Genomic DNA, 20,190 nt, shown 5'->3' with positions numbered 1-20,190 from the left:
ATTAGGGGTTCCCAATCGTTAGGGGGATGTAACCCACCGCCGGGTGGTGCGCCGCTATGGTGAGTGCTGATCTTCTCCGATCCCCCTGGGATGCGCGTCTTCACGAGGAAAACGGGACATGACACAACCACTCGGACTGTCCGTCGGCACCACCAACCTGGTGGCGGCCCGCGTCGGGTCCGCTCCCGTCACACGGCGGTCGGTGCTCGTGGTGTTCGACGACCGTGCCCCCGAGGTCGGGGTGTTCCCCGGCCCCAATCAGCCGGGACTGGTCCTCACCGGGTTCGTCGAGCGGGTCGGCGACCCGGTGCCGCTGGTGGCGGCGGACGGCTCCTCCCACCGCGGCGAGATCGTCCTGGTCGAAGCGCTCGACGCGATCGCCCGCGGGGTCGGCGGCGGCGAACCGGTCACGATCGCCGTGCCGTCGCACTGGGGTCCCGGGGTCGTCGGTGCCCTGCGCAGCGCACTTCGCAACAAGCCCGGGCTGTCCCCCGGCGGGGTGCCGCCCACGCTCGTCCCGGACTCCGTCGCCGCGCTCGCAGGCCTGCGGGCCGCGCCGGGGCTTCCGTCCGACGGGGTCGTGGTGCTGTGCGACTTCGGCGGCAGCGGAACGAGCATCACGCTGGCCGACGCGGGTGCCGGGCTGGCCGTCATCGGCGGCACGGTCAGGTACCAGGACTTCTCCGGCGACCTCGTCGACCAGGCGCTGCTCAACCACGTCGTCACGGGCATCGCGGAGGCCAACTCCGCCGATCCCGCCAGCACCGCCGCGGTCGGGTCGCTCAGCCGCCTTCGCGACGAGTGCCGAAGCGCCAAGGAACGGTTGTCCGCCGACACCGCCACCGTGATTCAGGCGGAGGTCCCCGGCTACAAGTCGGACGTCCGCGTCACGCGGCCCGAACTCGAGGGACTCGTCGACGCACCGCTTGCGGGGCTGCTGTCGACCATCTCGGAGACGTTGCAGCGCTACCGAATTCCGCTGGCGAGCATCTCGGCGATCGCGACGGTCGGCGGTGGCGCCGCCATTCCACTGGTTACCCAGCGGCTCTCCGAGCAGTTCCGCGCGCCGGTCGTCACGGCGCCGCTGCCGATGCTGTCGACCGCCGCGGGTGCCGCGGTCGTCGGTGCCCTCGGATTCGACGACGCGCAGACGGGCATGGCACCGACGGGCATGGCGCCTGCCGCCGACGCCCCGACGGGCCTTGCGCCGACGATGGGGTGGGCAGCGGGAACGCCGCTCCCCGGCCCACCGAACGCCGGCGACTCCGGATCCTTGGCATGGTCGCAGGACGACGACGCGCTAACCGGTGAGCCGATGCCCTACGCCGGGGACGAGTACAGCTCGGACTACTCCTCGACCGGGGCCAGGCCCGAGATGGCCTTCGCGCACGAAGAAGAGGACGACCTCCCGGATTCCGAGCCGTTGGCTTGGTACAAGCGGCCGCCCGTCCTGTTCGGCGCCGCCGCAGCTGCAGCCCTGCTTGCCGTCGGTGGGTTCGCCGCGGTGCAGTTGACCGGCAGCTCGTCCGACAGCGGCACCGTCACCGAGGTCGTCACCATCTCGTCGACGGGCGCCAACGGGGTGGTGACCACCAGCCTTTCCACCCGGACGTCGACTCAGGAGAGCTCCGCGCCGAGCGACACCTCGACGGTCTCGAACTCACCAACGACCACCACGGCGACCACGTCGCCGACGACCACCACGACCACGACGTCGCCCACGACCACCACCACCACCACGACGACGACCACCACCACGACCACCACGACGACGACCACGACGACGACCCCGCCGACGACGACCACCACCACGACGCCGCCTCCGGTCACGACGACGACCCAGCCTCCGGTCACGACGACGACGAAACCCCCAGCCCCGCCGACGACCACGGTGGCGCCACCGCCGGACACGCCGACGACCCCGGTCATCGAGCCGGACACACCCGAGAATTAATGGCCGTCAGCGACGCGGTCGCGACCTGGCTTTCGTCGCCGACCGAGCCGATGAAGCTTCTGGTCTCGGGTGGCGTCGGCACCGGGAAGACCACCACGCTGGCCGAGATCAGAGCCGCGTTGCGCGCGGCGGGCGTCACCGTCGTCGCACGCCCTCCTAGGCCTGGTGACCCGCCGGACGCGGCGGTGGTCATCGACGACGCCCACCTGCTGGGTACCGCGGATCTGGAGCGGCTGGTCGAGCTGATCGGCGACCCCGCCGCGACGATCGTGATCGCGGCCGAACCGTTGTCGCACCAGCCCACACTGAACTCCCTCCGCACGGTGATGACCCGCGAGGCGCCCGTGCTGTCGCTGACCCCCATGGCGCCGTCCGACGTGCACCGGCTCGCCGCCGAGATCCTCGGTGTGCCGCCCTCGGCCGAACTGGTCAGGGACACCATGGCGGCGAGCGCCGGCCTGCCCTTCCTCGTCAATGCCGCGTTGGTCGCGGTGGTGTCCGCGGACGGCGGGTCCGCGGCGGACGCCGTCGCGGGGGCCGCCAAGGTGGCGTTGATCGAGCGGTTGCGTCGGGTGGAGGAACCGGTGCTCGACACCCTTCTCCTGTCGTCGCTCAGCCAGGAGCTCGGCCCCGACGACGTCGGTGCCGCCCTGCGTGTTGACCAGGACGAGGCGCAGCGGCTGGTCGACGTCGCGCGCGCCAGCGGGCTAATCGCCCCGTCGCTCAGCCAGGCGTTCACCGCCGCACTGCATCAGAACGTCGCCCAGATCATCGGAGCGGCGCGCCATCATCAGGTCGAAACATCCTTGCTGCGAACACAACTCGAGCAGTCGACGCTGTCCACCGACCTGGCGCTGCGACTCGCCGAGCACGGCCTTCGCGACCCGCGGCTGGCATCGGCACTGACCGATCTCGCCGCCCGCAATCAGGATCGCCCTGCCAACGCCGCCCGGTTGTACCGCGCGGCCACGAAGGTGGGGGCCAGCGAGCTCAACGCCAAACTGGCCGACGCGCTGGCCTTGACCGGCGACTGTGCCACCGCAGGCCGTCTCGCCGACGAGCTGCTCGGGTCCGAGAACGCGGGCGATCGGGCCGCGGCGGTCCGGATCGCGGCGAGTGTCGCCCTGCACGACGGCAGCGCCGCTCAGGCGGCGGAACTCTTCCGCTGGCTTGGTCCGTATCCCGACGCCGTCGTGGGGTCGGCCGCGGTCGTGGCCACCCTCGGTGTTGGCGACGTCGCGTCGGCGCGCGCCGCGTTGAGCGCCGAGGTCTCTGGCCCGCCGACGTCGACCGCCCGGGCGGCTCGCGGAATCGCCGAGGGACTGCTGCTGACGGTCGACGGCGGCTACCCGGCGGCCGTCGCCCGATTGGCGCAGTCGATGACGGAGCAGGTCTCGGCCACCGTCACTCCCGACACCCCGGCCGCTCTGGTCACGTTGGTGGCGATGCACGGCGGTGACTCCGTCCGAGCCCGCAGCGTGATCGGCAGGGCCGTCCGCGGCACCGGCGACGACGAGGGCTTCGTCGCCCGCCGACACACCCTGTTGCTGGGCTGGGCCCGCATGCTGGACGGGCAACTGTCCGCCGCCGCGGCCGACGCCGCCTCCGCCGACGGTGCGAATCAGCACCGGCGCGACGCGTTGTGGGCCGCCGCGCTGCAGACCGCGGTGGCCCGTCGCGCCGGCGACAGTGGTGCCGTGCACAAGCACTGGTACGCGGCGATGGAGGTGCTCACGGAGTACTCCATGGACCTCTATGCGTTGCTTCCGCTCGGCGAACTGTGGGTGGCCGCGGCCCGGCTTGGGCAGGTCGACCTCGTCAAGCCCGCACTCGACGAGGCCTTCACTCTGCTTGGCGCCCTTGGCAATCCGCCCCTGTGGTCGGTGCCGCTGCACTGGTCGGGGGTGCACGCAGGCATTCTGGCGAACTCGCCCGCGGCGGTGGCACCGCACGGCCAGGCGCTGACCGCGGCGGCCGCCAACAGCTCCTTCGCGCGGGCCTTGGCGACCGCAGGCCGCACCTGGCTGCGGGTGCTTGCCAACCACGTCGACGCGGGCGAGGTGACCGCCGCGGCCCGCTCGCTGACGCAGTTCGGGCTGACCTGGGACGCCACCAGACTGGCCAGCCAGGCGGCGCTGCACACCCCCGACGGCAAGGTGTCCGGGGCCATGCTCCAGCTGGCTCGCGACCTGAAGCTCACCACCGCGGGCACCGAAGACGTCGCCGAAGCGCCTGCGGCGGCGGCGCCACGGCCTGGTTCGTCGACGACGCGGGAATCCCGATTGTCCGATCGTGAGCGCGAGGTGGCGGAACTGTTGCTGCAGGGCATGCCGTACCGGGACATCGGCAGCCAGCTCTTCATCTCGGCGAAGACCGTCGAGCACCACGTGGCGCGGATCCGACGTCGGCTGGGGGCGGAGTCGCGGTCGGAACTGATCTCGATGCTGCGGGCGATGCTGGGCGCGCCGAGTTGAGATTTGCCAATTTCAGACCCCCGCAGCGCGGTTTCGGCGAATGTGACCACTGCCACAGCGAAGGCGGGGTCGGGGTTCACGACTAGCGAACTAACACCAACCCCTCAGGCAACCAACCGGTAGGTTAGGTCAGCCTTCGTAGCGATACGAAAGCCACGGATGCCACTATGAGCTGGCATCTAGCGTAAGTTACCGACCAGTAACCGGCTATCTTACTGCGCGGTAACTTCAACCCGGGAGGCGCGCGTGGACACGCAAACCCTAATCAGGCTGACCCTTGGCCTTCTGTTGACGGCAATCGTTTTGGGGTTCGCCGCCAAACGTGTGCTCTTCCTGGTGAACCTGATCAGCTCGGGGCAGCCCACGATCGACGAGGACGCCCGCAAGGACAACCTCAAGGCGCGCATCACCACGCAGTTCACCGAGGTCCTCGGCCAGAAGAAACTGCTGAGCTGGTCCATCCCCGGCATCGCCCACTTCTTCACCATGTGGGGCTTCTTCGTCCTGTCCACCGTCTACCTCGAGGCCTACGGCGTCCTGTTCGACCCGAAGTTCGCCATCCCGTTCGTCGGGCACTGGGACGCGCTCGGGTTCCTCCAGGACTTCTTCGCCCTCGCCGTCTTGCTCGGCATCGTCGTCTTCTCGATCATCCGACTCCGTTCGGAGCCCAAGGAATACGGCCGCGACTCCCGCTTCTACGGTTCTCACACCGGCGGCGCCTGGCTGATCCTCTTCATGATCTTCCTCGTCATCCTCAGCTACGCGTTCTTCCGCGGGGCGGCAGTGGTGACCGAGAATCTGCCCTACGGCTGGGGCGCGTTCTTCTCCCACGGCATGGGCGCGTGGATGCAGGTCTTCGGACAGCACGCCAACGAATACATCGAAACCGTCGCGCTGCTGCTGCACATCGGCATCATGCTGGTGTTCCTGCTGATCGTGTTGCACTCCAAGCACCTTCACATCGGCCTCGCCCCGGTCAACGTGACGTTCAAGCGCCTGCCCAACGGCCTCGGCCCGCTGCTGCCCATGGAGTACAACCGCGAGTACATCGACTTCGAGGATCCCGCCGAGGATGCGGTCCTCGGTCGCGGCAAGATCGAAGACTTCACGTGGAAGGGTTACCTCGACTTCACGACGTGTACCGAGTGTGGCCGCTGCCAGTCGCAGTGCCCAGCCTGGAACACCGGAAAGCCGCTGTCTCCCAAGCTCGTCATCATGAACCTGCGCGACCACCTGTTCGCCAAGGCGCCCTACATCATCGGCGGCCAGGAGACCCCGGCCGAGAACACCGCCGAGGGCGGTGCCACCGAAACCCTGGTGAAGGACGCCGACCACGGGGATCACCACCACGTGCCCGAATCCGGGTTCGAACGCATCCTCGGCTCCGGCCCCGACCAGGCCACCCGCCCGCTTGTCGGGACCCTGGAGCAGGGCGGCGTCATCGACCCCGACGTCCTGTGGTCCTGCACCAACTGTGGCGCGTGCGTTGAACAGTGCCCGGTGGACATCGAGCACATCGACCACATCGTCGACATGCGCCGCTACCAGGTCATGGTCGAGTCGGAGTTCCCCGGCGAGCTCAACGGTCTGTTCAAGAACCTCGAACGCAACGGCAACCCGTGGGGTCAGAGCCCCAAGGAACGCACCAAGTGGATCGACGAGGTCGACTTCGACGTGCCCGTCTACGGCGAGGACGTCGACTCCTTCGACGGCTTCGAGTACCTGTTCTGGGTCGGCTGCGCCGGAGCGCTGGAAGACCGCGCAAAGAAGACCACGAAGGCCGTCGCCGAACTGCTTGCGACCGCGGGCGTGAAGTTCCTCGTCCTCGGCAGCGGCGAGACCTGCACCGGCGACTCCGCTCGCCGCGCGGGCAACGAGTTCCTGTTCCAGCAGTTGGCAGCGCAGAACGTCGAGACCATCAACGGCGTCTTCGAGGGCGTCGAGACCGTCGACCGCAAGATCATCGCGACCTGCCCGCACTGCTTCAACACCATCGGCCGCGAATACCCGCAGCTCGGCAGCAACTACACCGTGGTGCACCACACCCAGCTGCTCAACCGCCTTATCCGCGACAAGAAACTGGTGCCCGTCAGCCCGGTCAGCCAGGACGTGACCTATCACGACCCGTGCTTCCTCGGCCGCCACAACAAGGAGTACTCGGCCCCGCGTGAGCTCATCGGAGCCTCCGGCGCCACGCTGACCGAGATGCCGCGCCACGCCGACCGCGGCCTGTGCTGCGGCGCGGGCGGAGCGCGGATGTGGATGGAAGAGCACATCGGCAAGCGCGTGAACCACGAACGCGCCGAAGAGGCCCTGAACACCAACGCGTCGAAGATCGCGACCGGCTGCCCGTTCTGCCGCGTCATGATGACCGACGGTGTCGGTGACCTCGCCGAGGAGACGGGCAAGCAGGCCGAAGTCCTCGACGTCGCGCAGCTGCTGCTGGCGTCGCTGGACAAGGACTCGGTCTCGTTGCCGGAGAAGGGCGCGGCGGCAAAGGCCTTCGCCGCCCGGGTCGCCGAGCGCGAGGAGCAGGCTCCCGCCGAGGCCGAGCCGGTCGTCGCCGAGGAAGAGGCCGCACCGGTGGCCACGGCCGAGACGGCGACGACGGAAGCCGCCGCGGCACCTGCCAAGGGTGGTCTCACCATCGCCAAGAAGCCGGGCCGCAAGCCCGCCGCCAAGGCCGAGCCCGCACCAGACGCCGCTCCCGAGGCACCCGCCGCCGAAGCCCCGGTCAAGGGTCTCGCCATCGCCAAGAAGCCAGGTGCCAAGAAGACCGCCCCGACGACACCCGCGGCGACGACGGAGACCGAGACGGCACCGGCAGCCGCCGAACCTCCCGTGAAGGGACTCGGCATCGCCAAGCGCCCGGGCAGCAAGAAGGCCGCTGCCCCCGCTGCCTCTGAGGCCTCTGAGGCCTCTGAAGCGCCGGCGGCCCCGGCGGCCGAAACCGCTCCCGCTGCGTCCGAGCCGGCCAAGGCCGAGCCGCCGGTGAAGGGGTTGTCGATCGCCAAGCGCCCCGGCAGCAAGAAGGCGGCAGCCCCCGCCGCCCAGACGTCCGCAACGGTCGTGCAACCGGCAAACGTCGCTCCCGACGAAGCTGAGGCGGGCACCGACCCTGCGGAGTCGGCCGATTCGGATCTCGGTCTCGAGAAGCCAGAACCGCCCGTCAAGGGTCTGGCCATCGCCCGTCGCCCGGGGAGCAAGAGGGCAGCCGCCCCGAAGCCCTCGGAAGACGTTGCGCCGCAACCTGAATTGGAAGCGACCCCCGCGGCCGACGAATCGGCGCCGGAGCCGGAGCCGGAGCCGGCGAGCGAACCCGTCGTCGCGGCGACGCCAGCCGAACCCGAGGCCCCGGTGAAGGGCCTCGGCATCGCGCCGGGCGTCCGTCGTCCCGGAAAGCGATAGCCGGCTAGGAACCCGAGTGCGTCAGCTCACCTGGTGAAGCTGGAACGGGGCCTGGGTGATCGTGCCGCCGGGGCAGTCGTAGTTCGAGTCGGTGGTGATCGTGCCTGCCAGCGTCGCGGGGTCGAGGGTCAGCGAGATGTAGGCAGGCGCGTAGCTGCCGTCGGCGCAGATGGCACCGTCGGGCTTCGTGATCTTGAATGACCACTTCCCGTCGACGAGAGTCGCGGGGACGGCCCAGCCTTGATTGCTGGAGACGGTGCCCGCGCACCCCGAGGTTCCGCACGTCGTCGCAATCGTCCAGAGGTTGAGGACGTCGCCACCGGCGTATGTTCCGTTGAGCAACGGCGGATCGGCCAGGGCCGGCGCTGCCAGGCCCACGGCAACGGCCGTGATCGCCGAGGCCGCGGCCAACGTGCGTGTGACTACCAGCTTCATCTCTGCGCCTTCCGACCGATACGGACTCAGCAAGTTAACCGCCACCCCGGCGCAAATCACGGGATCGTAGCCAGGATTTGCACGAACGTGTCCGACCTGTCGTGAAAACGATGGCGAACCGACTCCCCGTTCGACCTGCGCCGACGGCGGCGGGCGAGAAATGCGCTTGAACAGCCATGGGAGACTTGACGGCGTGAGTACCCACCAGGTGCCGTGGCATACCGGTAACCAGCCGCGGCAACGCACGTTCGCGCAGTCCACCAAGCTGCAGGACGTCCTCTACGAGATCCGTGGCCCCGTGCACCAACACGCGGCACGGCTCGAGTCGGACGGCCATCGCATCCTCAAGCTGAACATCGGCAACCCCGCCCCGTTCGGCTTCGAGGCACCCGACGTGATCATGCGCGACATGATCCAGGCGCTCCCCTACGCCCAGGGGTACTCCGACTCCAAGGGCATCGTCTCCGCCCGCCGGGCAGTGGTCACCAAATACGAACTGGTGGACGGGTTCCCGTACCTGGACGTCGACGACGTCTACCTCGGCAACGGCGTCTCCGAGCTCATCACGATGACGCTGCAGGCGCTGCTCGACAACGGCGACCAAGTGCTGATACCGGCACCCGACTACCCGCTGTGGACCGCGTCGACGGCGTTGGCCGGCGGCACGCCCGTGCACTACCTGTGCGACGAGACGCAGGGCTGGATGCCGGACGTCGCCGACATCGAGTCGAAGATCACCGAACGCACCAAGGCGATCGTCGTGATCAACCCGAACAACCCGACCGGTGCGGTCTACACCCGCGAAAACCTCGAGCAGATTGCCGATTTGGCTCGCAAGTACCAACTGCTGCTGCTTGCCGACGAGATCTACGACAAGATCCTCTACGACGACGCCGAGCACATTGCGATGGCGTCGGTGGCACCCGATCAGTTGTGCCTGACGTTCAACGGACTCTCCAAGGCCTACCGCGTGGCTGGCTACCGCTCCGGCTGGCTGGCGATCACCGGGCCCAAGGAGCATGCAGCCAGCTTCCTGGAGGGCATCAACCTGCTGTCCAACATGCGACTCTGCCCGAATGTGCCTGCGCAGTACGCCATTCAGGTGGCCCTCGGCGGCCATCAGAGCATCGAGGACTTGGTTCTGCCCGGCGGGCGCCTGCTCGAACAGCGCGACGTCGCCTGGAACAAGCTCAACGAGATCCCCGGGGTGTCCTGCGTGAAGCCCCAGGGGGCGCTCTATGCGTTCCCCCGCCTCGACCCCGAGGTGCACGACATCCACGACGACGAGCAGTTGGTGCTCGACCTGCTGCTGCAGGAGAAGATCCTGGTGGTGCAGGGCACCGGATTCAATTGGCCCGCACCCGATCACCTTCGCATCGTGACGCTGCCGTGGGCACGTGATCTCACCAACGCGATCGACCGGCTCGGCAACTTCCTGGCCAGCTACCGTCAATAGTCACCGCCCGGTGTGATCCTTCCGCACACACCGCGCACGAGCGTCACCTCTACCCTGTGCGGGTGGCGCATTCGCACTCGCACTCCATGTCCTCCGGCCCGGCGCCACTCGGCCCGATGGCCGCCAAGATCGTCGTAGGACTGCTCGTCGCGATCGGCGTGGCGGTGATCGCCGGCATGGCCCTGCTGTGGCCGAGCCACCAGAGCGTCGACGTGCCGCTGCCGTTTCAAAACGCCGCGGGTGGCGCCGTCACCACGGAGTCCGGCCGCGTGATTTCCAGCGCCCAGGGACCGTGCGGCAGCCCGTCGGCGGGCGGGGTGCTGACGTCGGCCCCCGTCGCCGCTCAGCCCGGCGGTGGCGAGTGCGTTCAATCCCTCGTCGAGATCGGCTCGGGTCCCAACACGGGCGCCGACACGCTGCTGGAGTTCAGCGGCGGCCCCGGCCAGCCGAGCCTCGCGGTCGGCGACGAGGTCCGGATCAGTAGGCAGGTCGACCAGAACGGCACCACGACCTACGCCTTCTACGACTTCGAACGCAGCTGGCCGCTCGGCATCGTGGCCGCCCTGTTCGCGGTCGTGGTCGTCGCGGTGGCGAGGTGGCGTGGACTGCGTGCGATCGTCGGCATCGTGGTCGCGTTCGGCGTCCTGATGATGTTCCTGCTGCCCGCGTTGCGCGACGGGGCCCCTGCCGTCCCGGTGTCGCTGGTGGCCTCGGGGGCGATCCTGTACGCCGTCATCTACTTGGCGCACGGGGTGAGCCTGCGTACCAGCGCCGCCCTCCTCGGCACCTTGACCGCGCTGCTCCTTGCCGCCTTATTGTCCTGGGCGACAATCGAACTGGTTCACCTCACCGGCTTGTCCGAGGACCAGAACAACGAGGTGGCCGCCTACCTCGGCAACGTCTCGATCACCGGCCTGCTGCTCGCCGGGTTCATCATCGGGTCACTCGGCGTGCTCAACGACGTGACGGTCACCCAGGCGTCGACCGCCTTCGAGATCGCCGAGCACGGCGCCACCCGGCGGGCCATCTTCACCGGGGCGATGCGCGTCGGCCGTGACCACATCGCCAGCACCGTCTACACGCTGGTGCTGGCGTACGCCGGCAGCGCCCTACCGCTGCTTCTGCTCTTCAGCGTCGCGAACCGGTCGCTCAGCGACGTGCTGACCAGCGAAAGCGTGGCCATCGAGGTCGCGCGGTCCGCGGTCGGCGGCATCGCTCTGGCCCTGTCGGTGCCGCTGACGACGGGTATCGCCGCCGTGCTCGCGACACCCCAGCCCCAAAGGACCTAGAACGGCGTTCCGGTGAGCCAGGCGTCCCAGACCGCCTCGTCGCCGAACACCTCGAGGCCCGCCTCGGCCGTGGTGCGGCGACGGGTCAACGCCAGGAACAAGTCGACCGCGCTGCCGCGCACGGCCGCCTCGCCCTTGGCGTGATTGTGGGACCACTGCACGCCGTCCTCGTCGTTGGTGATGGTCCACTCCCCCGTGGGGCCGAGTCCCTCGTCGGTGGCGTGCAGGTGCAGCGTTTGGCTGCGCTGCAGCGGCGGGTGGTGGCGGTCGGCGCCGGTGACGGCGAGTTCGACCCATTCGCTGATGCCGTCGGCTGCGAGTTCGGCGGGCAACTCGTACTCACCGCCGACGGCCAGGACGGCGTCGGCGCGGTGCACGGTCGCCTCGTGGACGCGCCTGCGGATCCACCAGCCGGCAGGTCTGGCCCCGATGAACGTCCACACCCTGGCATCCGCCCCGACCCGGTCGACGGCGTCGATGACCGCCTGGGCACCGGTGTTCAGCCAGTCGACCGCGCCGTCGACGTCCCCCGGCGGCTTTCCGTCGCGCACTTCGCGGGGGTCGAGGGGTTCCCGCCGGCGCTCGGCGATGATCTGTGCCGACCAGCGGTGGCCACGACCGACGTGTTTGAGCAGCTGATTCATCGTCCAGCCAGGGCAGGACGGCACCGGAGTCTCGGGGTCTGCGGTTCGGATGACGTCACCGAGGGCCCGGGTCTCCCCGAGCAGCGTTGCGCGGAAGTCCACGCTTAAGACGGTACCGCCGCGCGGGCCTCGCCGAGCGTGATCGGCAACGTCGCCCATCCGCGCAGCACCCGGGTGTCGCGACGACTGCCGTCCCCGGCCAGTCGTGCGTCCGGGTAGCGGTCGAAGAAAGCCCGGAGCCCCACCTCGCCCTCCGCGCGGGCCAGCGCCGCGCCGAGGCAGAAATGCCTGCCCCCCGAGAAGGAGAGGTGCTTGCCCGCGTTACCGCGGGTGACGTCGAACCGGTGCGGGTCGTCGAACACCTTGGGGTCGCGGTTGGCGCCCGCCAGGTACAGGATGACGAGCTCACCGGCCTCGACCGCCCGGCCCGCAACCTCGGTGTCGACGCGCGCGAGGCGGGCACTCAACTGCACCGGCGACTCCAGCCGCAGAATCTCCTCGACCGCACCCGGCCACAGTTCGGGGTCGTCGCGCAGCATGGCCAACTGATCGGGATGCTCGAGCAGGATCCGAATTCCGTTGCCCAGCAGGTTGACCGTGGTCTCGAACCCCGCGGCGAGCACCAAACCCGCGGTCGCCCGCAGCTCTTCGTCGTCGAGCCGCGTGCCGTCGTCGCCGGCGGCGATGATCTGACTCATCAGGTCGTCACCGGGGTGTCGCTTGAGGTGACCAAGGTGCTGCGCGAGCCACGTGTTGAAGCCGTCGAGGCCACGCTCCACGCGCAGGTACTGGTCCCACGACAGCCCGATGTCGAGGCTCGGGGCGGCCAGCTCGCCGAACTCGAGGATGCGAGGACGGTCGTGATCGGGCACTCCGAGGATGTCCCCGATGACGGTGACCGGCAGTTGGGCGCAGTAGGCGTCCACGACGTCGACGCGATCGGCGGGGCCGGCTTCGATGCCGTCGAGCAGGGCGACCGCCGCCTGCTCCACTCGCTCCCGCAGTGCCGCAACGGCTCTGGTGGTGAACACCGACGACACGGTCTTGCGGTAGCGGGTGTGCTCCGGCGGTTCGACCGACAGCATCGACGGCGGAAGCAACGGGTGCAACCTGCCCTTGACGGTGGTCTTCTGCTCCAGCCACCCCAACGGGCCCGGCAGGGTCTTGCCGATCGCGGTGACGGAGAAGTCGTCGGATCGCAGAAGTTGGTGCGCCACCGCATGATCGGCGGTCAACCACGCCGCGCGACCGCGGACGATCGTGCCGTGCTCGCGGAGTTCGTCGGCGAAGCCACCGGGATCGGCGCGCACCGCGGGGTCGGCGATCAACCTGCCCTGCATCTCGCCGTGCTTGGCACCGTAGGACGCCAGGCCACGAATCACCCCGTGCAGCGCGAACCAGTGCAGTCGCTGTCTGATCTTCGGCCTGGTTGCCCGCGTCATGACCCGAGCTTAAGCACCGGTCGCAAATCGTCCAACCGGTCGAAGAGTTGCCAGACGTACGCCGACGTTCCGTTCTCGCGGTGCGCGTGCAGATCGGCCAGCGTCGGATCGTTGCAATAGCCGTCGAAGGCACCCTGGTCGGGCCACTCCACCAGGATCAGCACCTGCCGACCTGCGACCTCGCCTTGGACGTTTTCGCGGAACTTGCCCAACGCCACGACCTTGCCGCCGTACCTGGCGACCTCGGCGACCGACCGCTTGGAGTAGGCCAGGTACTCGTCGCGATCGGCGACGTCGAACAGGTTCAGCGCGTAGACGGTCATGCCTCCACGCTACGACGCCAGGACGCCAACGGCTCCGGTATCCGGCGGCCCAACGCGAACACCCGCCAGCCTGCCGACTGCCATTTCTCCACGTCGAGGCAGTTGCGGCCGTCGACGACGACCCTCGAGCGGACCGTCGCGGCGAGCTCGGCCGGGTCGAGGTCGACGAACTCCTGCCACTCGGTGAGCACCAGGACGGCGTCGGCCCGGTCGCACGCCTCGAGTACCGACGCGGAGTAGTTCAGCGTGGGGAAGACGCGCCGCGAGTTGTCCATCGCCTTGGGGTCGTAGACGTTCACGGCGGCGCCGTTGAGTTGAAGCAGGCCGGCGACGTTCAGTGCGGGCGAGTCACGCACGTCGTCGGATTCCGGCTTGAAGGCCGCGCCGAGGACGGCGACGTTGGCCCCTAGCAGCGACCCGCCGCACGCCGTGGTCGCCAACTCCACCATCCGGGTGCGACGGCGCATGTTGATGCTGTCCACCTCGCGAAGGAAGGTCAGCGCGTGATTGGCGCCCAATTCACCGGCGCGGGCCATGAACGCCCGAATGTCCTTCGGCAGGCACCCGCCACCAAAACCCAAGCCGGCGTTGAGGAATCGCCGCCCGATCCGCGGGTCGTAGCCGAGCGCGTCGGCCAGCATGGTCACGTCGGCGTCCGCCGCCTCGCACACCTCGGAAATGGCGTTGATGAACGAGATCTTGGTGGCGAGGAAGGCGTTCGCCGACACCTTGACCAGCTCGGCGGTCTGCAGGTCGGTCACCAGCAGCGGCACACCGGTCTCGAGGATGGGGGCGTACAGCTGGCGCATCGCGGCCTCGGGCAGACGTGAATCCGGTTGCACGCCAAGCACGATGCGATCGGGGTGCAGGGTGTCCTGCACGGCGAAGCCCTCCCGGAGGAATTCGGGGTTCCAGGCGATCTCCACGCTGACTCCCGACGGCGCCAGCAGCCGGGCTCGCTCGGAGAGGTCCGCCGCAGTGCCGACCGGCACCGTCGACTTGCCGACGATCACCGCGGACCGCTTGAGCCGAGGCACCAGCGTGTCCACGACCGCGTGCACGTGGCGCAGGTCGGCGCCGTACTCACCCTTCTTCTGGGGCGTTCCGACGCCGAGGAAGTGAACGTCGGCGAAGTCGACTGCCGCGTCGTAGTCGGTGGTGAACTGCAGACGGCCCGCTTCGAGGTTGTCGCGCAGCACCTTTCGCAGCCCGGGCTCGTAGAACGGGATCTCACCCGAGGCGAGCTTGGCCACCTTGCCAGGGTCGACGTCGATGCCGATGACCTCGTGACCGAGTTCGGCCATGCCGGCCGCGTGGGTCGCGCCGAGGTACCCCGTACCGAACACAGTGCATCGCATAGTGCCTGAGTAGGCCTGTGCGATGAGCTAACCGCAACGTGACACCGAGCGGCAGACCAACGCTAGGTGACGAGTCGGGGTGTCCCGGCTAGCGGCCCGCAGGCGCGCAGAAGATGAGGAAGCAGTTCTTACCGCCCCCGCCACCCCCGCCACGGGGTCCACCGTCGTCCCCGCGACCCGGTCGGCCGTCGTTGCCACCGGAGCCCGGCCAGCCGTTGTGACCGCCGGAGCCGGGCCAGTCGTCGTCATTCGACGGGCCCTGGTTGCTTGGCGGCTGCCACGGATTCTGCGGCTGCTGCCACGGCGGACGCTGCGGCTGCCACGGCGCCTGCTGTTGCGGGTACTGGTTGTACTGGGGGTACTGGTTGTACTGCGGATACTGGTTGTACTGCGGATATTGCTGCACCGGCGGAGCGAAGACGTTGGGCAGCAACGGCGGTATCACCGCGGGGACCGGCGGGGCGACCACCGGGGCGGGTTCCGGCGCGGGCGGTGCGGCAGGCGGATCGGGAGCCGGCGCGGGTGGTGCCTCCGGCGGCGCGACGTAGACCTGACGCTTCGGAGCCTGCTCCTGCTGGACGACCGGGATCGGCGCCTTGATGGTCTCCGCTGGAGGCGCGGCGACGGGCGGGGCAGGAGCGGCGCTTGGCTGCGGCGCGATCTCCGGCAGGGGTGCCGCCGGCGCCGCGGCGTTCGGCACGATCGCGCTCTGACCGGGATCGGGGCGCTGATCGGCGGTCGGGCGAATGCTCACGGCCAACGAGATGACCAGGGCGATGACACCGATGACGAACACCGACGTCAGCGCGCTGCCCACCAGGAGGAACGGCTTGCGGCCCTCTTCGGCCGGCGCTTCGTCGGGGAAACCGAGGTCGTCGGAGCCCAGCGGGGCGTCCACCCCGACCAGGCGCATCTCGGTGGCGGCACCGGACAGCCCTGGGTAGTCGTTGCCCGCGGTGACGCCATCGGGGTCCTGCGAGTAGGCCAGGCCGACCGTCGACGCGTCGAAGATCGGGGCGTTGGCCGCCGCGATCGCCGCACCGCGGGCCAGCGCCAGACCCGACTCCTCGGGGGCGTTGACGGGCACGTCGACCAGGTCTTGAAGGTGAGCCTTGACCGACGCGACGTCGACGCCGGACCCGACGACGAACATGCCCTGCGGCGGAGAGTCCTGCGCGGCGGCGGCCGAGGCCATGTCGGACAGCACTGCCATGGCGTCGGTGCTGTGCAGGCTCCTGCTGAGCACCTTCACGATGGAGCCGTCGTCGGTGCGCACGACCGACAGCGTCGCGGTGTCGCGGTCGAGGAAGAGCAGGCCGGTGGTCTCGTAGCCCACCGCACGGCCAGCGGTTTGGGCGAGGGCTCCCGCGGCGTGGAGTTCGGAGACCAGGATCGCGTCGTCGACGCCCGCGGCGGCCAGCGCGTCGCGCAGCTTCGCGGCCTCTTCGTGGTCACTCCAGGTGACGCCGATGGCCTTTAGTTGGTGACCGCCTTCGCGGGCGCTTTCCAGCGTTCCCTGGACGGCGGCGACCACCTGCGCGGACGCGCTGGGCGTTGCCGAGCCGTCGGACGGTGTGACGTCGAAGGTGTCGTGGTCGACGATCTCGCCGTCGGCTTCGTTGCCCTCGACCAGCACGAGTCGCACTGTCTTTGGCGTCAAGGACACACCAAGTACGATGTCCACGAACCCCTCCAAAGTGTTAGCTGTGCCGTCGTATTCTGTTTCCACAGAGGCTAAAACGCGCGTAGCGCGCCCTACGTTCCATCGCCGTCACCGCTGCAATCGTTACATCGGACGCGGCGGGCTTCAACCCGCGTTTTCGACCCTACCCGCGGCCGCCGGGTCAGTGCCTGAGGAAGTTTTGGTAGGACTTCGACGGGGTCGGACCGCGCTGGCCCTGATACTTCGAGCCGACCTTCGCGCTGCCATATGGGTGTTCGGCGGGGCTGGTCAGGCGCAACAGGCACAGCTGGCCGATCTTCATCCCTGGCCACAGCGTGATCGGCAGATTGGCCACGTTGGACAGCTCGAGGGTGATGTGGCCACTGAACCCGGGGTCGATGAAACCGGCCGTCGAGTGGGTCAGCAGGCCAAGGCGGCCGAGTGACGACTTGCCCTCCAGTCGGCCTGCGAGGTCGTCGGGAAGCGCGCAGCGCTCCAGCGTCGACCCGAGCACGAACTCGCCGGGATGCAGCACGAAGGGTTCGTCTTCCTTCGGCTCGACCAGGGTCGTCAGGTCGTCCTGCCGCAGCGCGGGGTCGATGTGGGTGTAGCGGGTGTTGTTGAAGACCCGGAACAGGTTGTCGAGCCGAACGTCGACGCTCGAGGGCTGGATGAGGCTGTCGTCGAACGGGTCAATTGCCAGGCGGCCTGCGGAGATCTCGGCCCGAATGTCGCGATCGGAGAGCAGCACCCGACGAGCCTAGCGGGCGGGCCGTTCCCAGCGGGCTCTCGGCGTTCGTCCCTAAACTCGCGGCGTGCGATTTTCCGTGTGGCCATCGACGACTCAACCGTGGAACGACATGCTCGAACTCGCGCAGTTCGCCGACGACGGGTTCTGGCATTCGGTCTACGTTGCCGATCACTTCATGTCCCCTGGCGACAAAACGGGCCAGACGAGCGACTGGCTGGAAGCCACCGCCGTGATGGCCGCGCTGGCCACGGTCACGTCGCAGGTCCGGTTGGCCAACCTGGTGTTGTCGATGACGTTCCGGCACCCGGCCGTGGTGGCCAATCTCGCGGTGACGATCGACCGAATCAGCAATGGCCGCTTCACCCTTGGGCTCGGCGCGGGCTGGCAGGAGACGGAGCACGAGCAGTACGGCTTGGCGTTGGGCGCCCCCAAGGAGCGGGTCGACCGCTTCGCCGAGGGGCTCGAGGTCATCTCGGGGCTGCTGACCAACGAGACGACGACGTTCGACGGGCAGTACTACCAGTTGACCGACGCGCTGTGCGAGCCGAAGCCGGTGCAGGCGCCGCTGCCGCTGCTGGTCGGCGGGACCGGCCCGCGGATGCTGCGGCTGATCGCGCGGCACGCCCAGGAGTGGAATCAGTGGTCCGCGCCGGGTGAGTTCGGCGAGCGCTCGGTGGTGCTGGACGCGGCATGCGAGAAGGAGGGCCGCGATCCGGCCACCGTGTGGCGCTCGACGCAGGCCGTGGTGATGGTCACCGATTCGGCGGAGGCCGAAGCCAAGGCCAAAGCCGCCGCCGAGTCGATGCCGCAACCGGTGGTCTACGGGCCGGCGTCGCGGATCGCCGAGGCCGCCGCGACGTGGCGCGACGAGGGCGTCGACGAGGTGATCGTCCCCGACTTCGGGATGCCCAGGGGCCCTGAGCGCCTGGACGCCTACCGGGCGCTGGCCGAGGCGTTCACGCCGCTGGCCTGACGGCGAACCGCGCGGCCGCCGAACGTGCAGTTGTTCACCACATTCCGCACTCAACCGTCACACAACTTCACACTCGGCCTGCAGCCGCCAGGGCTGCAGGCCACTACTCCGATCAAGCCCGGTGACCGGGGGTGCTAACCTTCGTGATCACCAGCCCGGCTGGTCAGGCCGATGTAGTTCAATGGCAGAACATCAGCTTCCCAAGCTGAATACGCGGGTTCGATTCCCGTCATCGGCTCCACGTTGAGTTGCGTCACGCTGTTCTCCACCAGGTCTCCCGGTGTGCGGCACCCGGGTCGCACCGCACACCGCGGCCCAACGGGTCAGTGGTGGAATACCAAGAACGGTCCGTCACCGAAGGGTTCCTGAAGCTCTGCTGCGTGCTTCACGGCCGCACCTGGTGTGGTGGTGATCTCGGCATTGCCGGGATGTTGGACCACGATCACGTCCGCCAAGGCGGCTGGAGCGGCGGCGATCGTCGTCGCCGCGGCGGCCGCGGCCAGTAATGCGCCGATGTGATGAACCTTCATGTCGATCTCCTCGTGGTGATGATGATGTATGTCAGCGGTCGGTGGCGGGGGCTCAGAATGGGCGATCGACGAATCCTCCTGACGTATCCACCTCGTCCTGGTCGTCGACGTGGTACGTCGGCGCGGTCGAGGTCGTCGGGGTGGCGCCGTAGGGGAGGTCTGGATCGGTACTGGCGCCAGCAGTCGGGGCCAGCCCGATCGCGACCCCGATCGCCGCGACCGCACATGCGGTGGCGAAGCCGACCCCGCCCTTGATCGCGTTTACGTGTTTCATGTCGAGTGCCTCCTGAATTGGGTTGTGAGGTGCTGGTTCTCATGTTTCGCCCGCGTGATGACATCCGGTAGACGGCTCACTCCTGTGAACCCACAAGGGCTCGTTGTGAGCGGCAAGCCCCTGCGGCATGCGTCGCGCTGTGCTTGCATTCACGTCATGCCCCTCAGTTCGCGCATGCCCGACCTCACCGAGTTCGAGGTGCTGCTGGCCATCGCCGAAACGGGCAGCCTCGGTGCGGCCGCCAAGAAGGTCGGCCTGACCCAACAGGCGGTGTCGGCACGATTGGCGTCGGTGGAGGCCCGCATCGGCGTGCAGCTCGCCGTCAGGACGCCTCGCGGCTCCCAGCTGACGCCCGCAGGCGTGGTCGTCGCCGAATGGGCTCACCAACTGCTCGACGTCGCCCATCACGTGGACGCCGGGTTGGCGTCACTACGCTCAGATGCCCGCAGCCGCATCAAGATATCGGCCAGTCAGACAATCGCCGAGCAGCTGTTGCCACGCTGGCTGATGTCCTTGCGGACGGCGGCGGCACGCCGCGGGACACCCGTCCCCGAGGTGACGTTGACAGCCACCAACAGCAGTCACGCCGTCGCCGACGTCACCGACGGTGCGGCGGACGTCGGATTCATCGAAAGCCCCTCCACACCAATGAATTTGCGTAGCAAGGTGGTGGAATCTGACGAGTTGGTGGTCGTGGTGGCCCCCGACCACAAGTGGGCACGACGCCCACGGCCGGTCGGCCCAGCCGAACTCGCGCAGACGCCCCTCATTTCGCGTGAAACCGGTTCGGGTACCCGCGATTCGCTGATCGCCGCACTCCAGCATGCGGGATGCGATCTCGAGCAGCAGGCGCCGCCGGTCCTCGAGCTCTCCTCGGCTGCGGCGGTCCGGGCGGCCGTCTTGTCCAGCCAGGCGCCCGCCGTGATGAGCCGACTGTCGATCGCCGACGATCTCGCCTTCGGCCGGCTGCGGGAGGTCTCAACCCCCGAACTGGATCTGCGACGCCAACTTCGGGCCATTTGGGTCGGTGGCCGGATGCCGCCGGCGGGCGCGGTTCGCGACCTCCTTGGCCACATCCAGACGATGCAGCGGCTGCAGCGCGGCACCTCCGCCACCTGACAGGTCGCCCAGAACTCACAAAGCCAGCTTGTGAGTTCACAACGTCGCGGCCGCTACTGCCGAGCGCCCGCTACGTCGACCATGGAATGCGTGGCGC

General features: G+C 68.7%; 16 protein-coding genes and 1 tRNA gene. 8 read left to right on the top strand and 9 right to left on the bottom strand.

Features of this window, described 5'->3' with window-relative positions:
- Window positions 1-118: 118 nt before the first annotated feature.
- The 3 genes from B1790_RS19415 to B1790_RS19405 all read left to right on the top strand — a co-directional run bounded on the left by B1790_RS19415 (window position 119) and on the right by B1790_RS19405 (window position 7,836).
- Window positions 119-1,954 (top strand): Hsp70 family protein, encoded by a 1,836-nt coding sequence (locus tag B1790_RS19415; protein ID WP_079924907.1) that lies wholly within the window; start codon window positions 119-121, stop codon window positions 1,952-1,954.
- Window positions 1,954-4,428 carry an isoniazid response ATPase/transcriptional regulator IniR gene (gene iniR / locus B1790_RS19410; protein WP_079924906.1) on the top strand — a complete coding sequence of 825 codons (2,475 nt, stop codon included), beginning with the start codon at window positions 1,954-1,956 and terminating at the stop codon, window positions 4,426-4,428. Before B1790_RS19415 ends, iniR begins: the two co-directional genes overlap by 1 nt.
- A gap of 246 nt (window positions 4,429-4,674) precedes the next feature.
- Entirely contained in the window at window positions 4,675-7,836 is a 3,162-nt protein-coding gene (locus B1790_RS19405) for a heterodisulfide reductase-related iron-sulfur binding cluster (protein WP_079924905.1), read from the top strand.
- 21 nt (window positions 7,837-7,857) lie between these two features.
- Here the strand turns inward: B1790_RS19405 and B1790_RS19400 are convergent, their stop codons facing one another.
- Window positions 7,858-8,271 carry a hypothetical protein gene (locus tag B1790_RS19400; protein ID WP_079924904.1) on the bottom strand — a complete coding sequence of 138 codons (414 nt, stop codon included), beginning with the start codon at window positions 8,269-8,271 and terminating at the stop codon, window positions 7,858-7,860.
- 160 nt (window positions 8,272-8,431) lie between these two features.
- Here B1790_RS19400 and B1790_RS19395 point away from each other — a divergent pair, with 160 nt between their 5' ends.
- Both B1790_RS19395 and B1790_RS19390 read left to right on the top strand, forming a co-directional pair.
- Window positions 8,432-9,727 (top strand): pyridoxal phosphate-dependent aminotransferase, encoded by a 1,296-nt coding sequence (locus B1790_RS19395; RefSeq protein WP_079924903.1) that lies wholly within the window; start codon window positions 8,432-8,434, stop codon window positions 9,725-9,727.
- A 62-nt stretch (window positions 9,728-9,789) separates the two neighbouring features.
- Window positions 9,790-11,016 (top strand): YibE/F family protein, encoded by a 1,227-nt coding sequence (locus B1790_RS19390; RefSeq protein WP_142271399.1) that lies wholly within the window; start codon window positions 9,790-9,792, stop codon window positions 11,014-11,016.
- Here the strand turns inward: B1790_RS19390 and B1790_RS19385 are convergent.
- The 6 genes from B1790_RS19385 to dcd all read right to left on the bottom strand — a co-directional run bounded on the left by B1790_RS19385 (window position 11,013) and on the right by dcd (window position 17,197).
- Complete coding sequence (locus tag B1790_RS19385; protein WP_079924901.1) at window positions 11,013-11,762, bottom strand: maleylpyruvate isomerase family mycothiol-dependent enzyme; 750 nt, start codon at window positions 11,760-11,762, stop codon at window positions 11,013-11,015. The two genes, B1790_RS19390 and B1790_RS19385, sit on opposite strands and share 4 nt — an antisense overlap.
- A gap of 2 nt (window positions 11,763-11,764) precedes the next feature.
- Window positions 11,765-13,078: a cytochrome P450 gene (locus B1790_RS19380; RefSeq protein WP_198952055.1), complete on the bottom strand. Its 1,314-nt coding sequence runs from the start codon at window positions 13,076-13,078 to the stop codon at window positions 11,765-11,767.
- Window positions 13,079-13,098: 20 nt separating this feature from the next.
- Window positions 13,099-13,425: a DUF1330 domain-containing protein gene (locus B1790_RS19375; RefSeq protein ID WP_079924899.1), complete on the bottom strand. Its 327-nt coding sequence runs from the start codon at window positions 13,423-13,425 to the stop codon at window positions 13,099-13,101.
- Window positions 13,422-14,783 carry a UDP-glucose/GDP-mannose dehydrogenase family protein gene (locus tag B1790_RS19370; RefSeq protein WP_079924898.1) on the bottom strand — a complete coding sequence of 454 codons (1,362 nt, stop codon included), beginning with the start codon at window positions 14,781-14,783 and terminating at the stop codon, window positions 13,422-13,424. The genes B1790_RS19375 and B1790_RS19370 overlap by 4 nt, the downstream gene beginning before the upstream one ends.
- A gap of 88 nt (window positions 14,784-14,871) precedes the next feature.
- A complete protein-coding gene (locus tag B1790_RS19365) occupies window positions 14,872-16,467 on the bottom strand; it encodes a hypothetical protein (RefSeq protein WP_079924897.1) in 1,596 nt (531 codons plus the stop codon).
- 160 nt (window positions 16,468-16,627) lie between these two features.
- Window positions 16,628-17,197 (bottom strand): dCTP deaminase, encoded by a 570-nt coding sequence (gene dcd / locus B1790_RS19360; RefSeq protein WP_079924896.1) that lies wholly within the window; start codon window positions 17,195-17,197, stop codon window positions 16,628-16,630.
- A gap of 64 nt (window positions 17,198-17,261) precedes the next feature.
- Here dcd and B1790_RS19355 point away from each other — a divergent pair, with 64 nt between their 5' ends.
- Window positions 17,262-18,170 (top strand): LLM class flavin-dependent oxidoreductase, encoded by a 909-nt coding sequence (locus B1790_RS19355; protein WP_079924895.1) that lies wholly within the window; start codon window positions 17,262-17,264, stop codon window positions 18,168-18,170.
- Window positions 18,171-18,337: 167 nt separating this feature from the next.
- Window positions 18,338-18,411, top strand: a tRNA-Gly gene (locus B1790_RS19350).
- Window positions 18,412-18,493: 82 nt separating this feature from the next.
- Here the strand turns inward: B1790_RS19350 and B1790_RS19345 are convergent.
- On the bottom strand, window positions 18,494-18,700 hold the full coding sequence (locus tag B1790_RS19345) for a hypothetical protein (RefSeq protein WP_079924894.1): 207 nt from the start codon (window positions 18,698-18,700) through the stop codon (window positions 18,494-18,496).
- A 52-nt stretch (window positions 18,701-18,752) separates the two neighbouring features.
- Entirely contained in the window at window positions 18,753-18,974 is a 222-nt protein-coding gene (locus B1790_RS19340; RefSeq protein ID WP_079924893.1) for a hypothetical protein, read from the bottom strand.
- A 156-nt stretch (window positions 18,975-19,130) separates the two neighbouring features.
- On the opposite strand from B1790_RS19340, the gene B1790_RS19335 reads away from it, so the two are divergent.
- Entirely contained in the window at window positions 19,131-20,093 is a 963-nt protein-coding gene (locus B1790_RS19335; protein WP_079924892.1) for a LysR family transcriptional regulator, read from the top strand.
- Window positions 20,094-20,190: the final 97 nt, after the last annotated feature.

Source organism: Mycobacterium sp. AT1, assembly GCF_002043095.1.
In the GTDB taxonomy this organism is placed as follows: Bacteria; Actinomycetota; Actinomycetes; order Mycobacteriales; family Mycobacteriaceae; genus Mycobacterium.
Note: the sequence above shows the minus strand (reverse complement) of the source record. Positions and strands in the feature narration are given on the sequence as shown.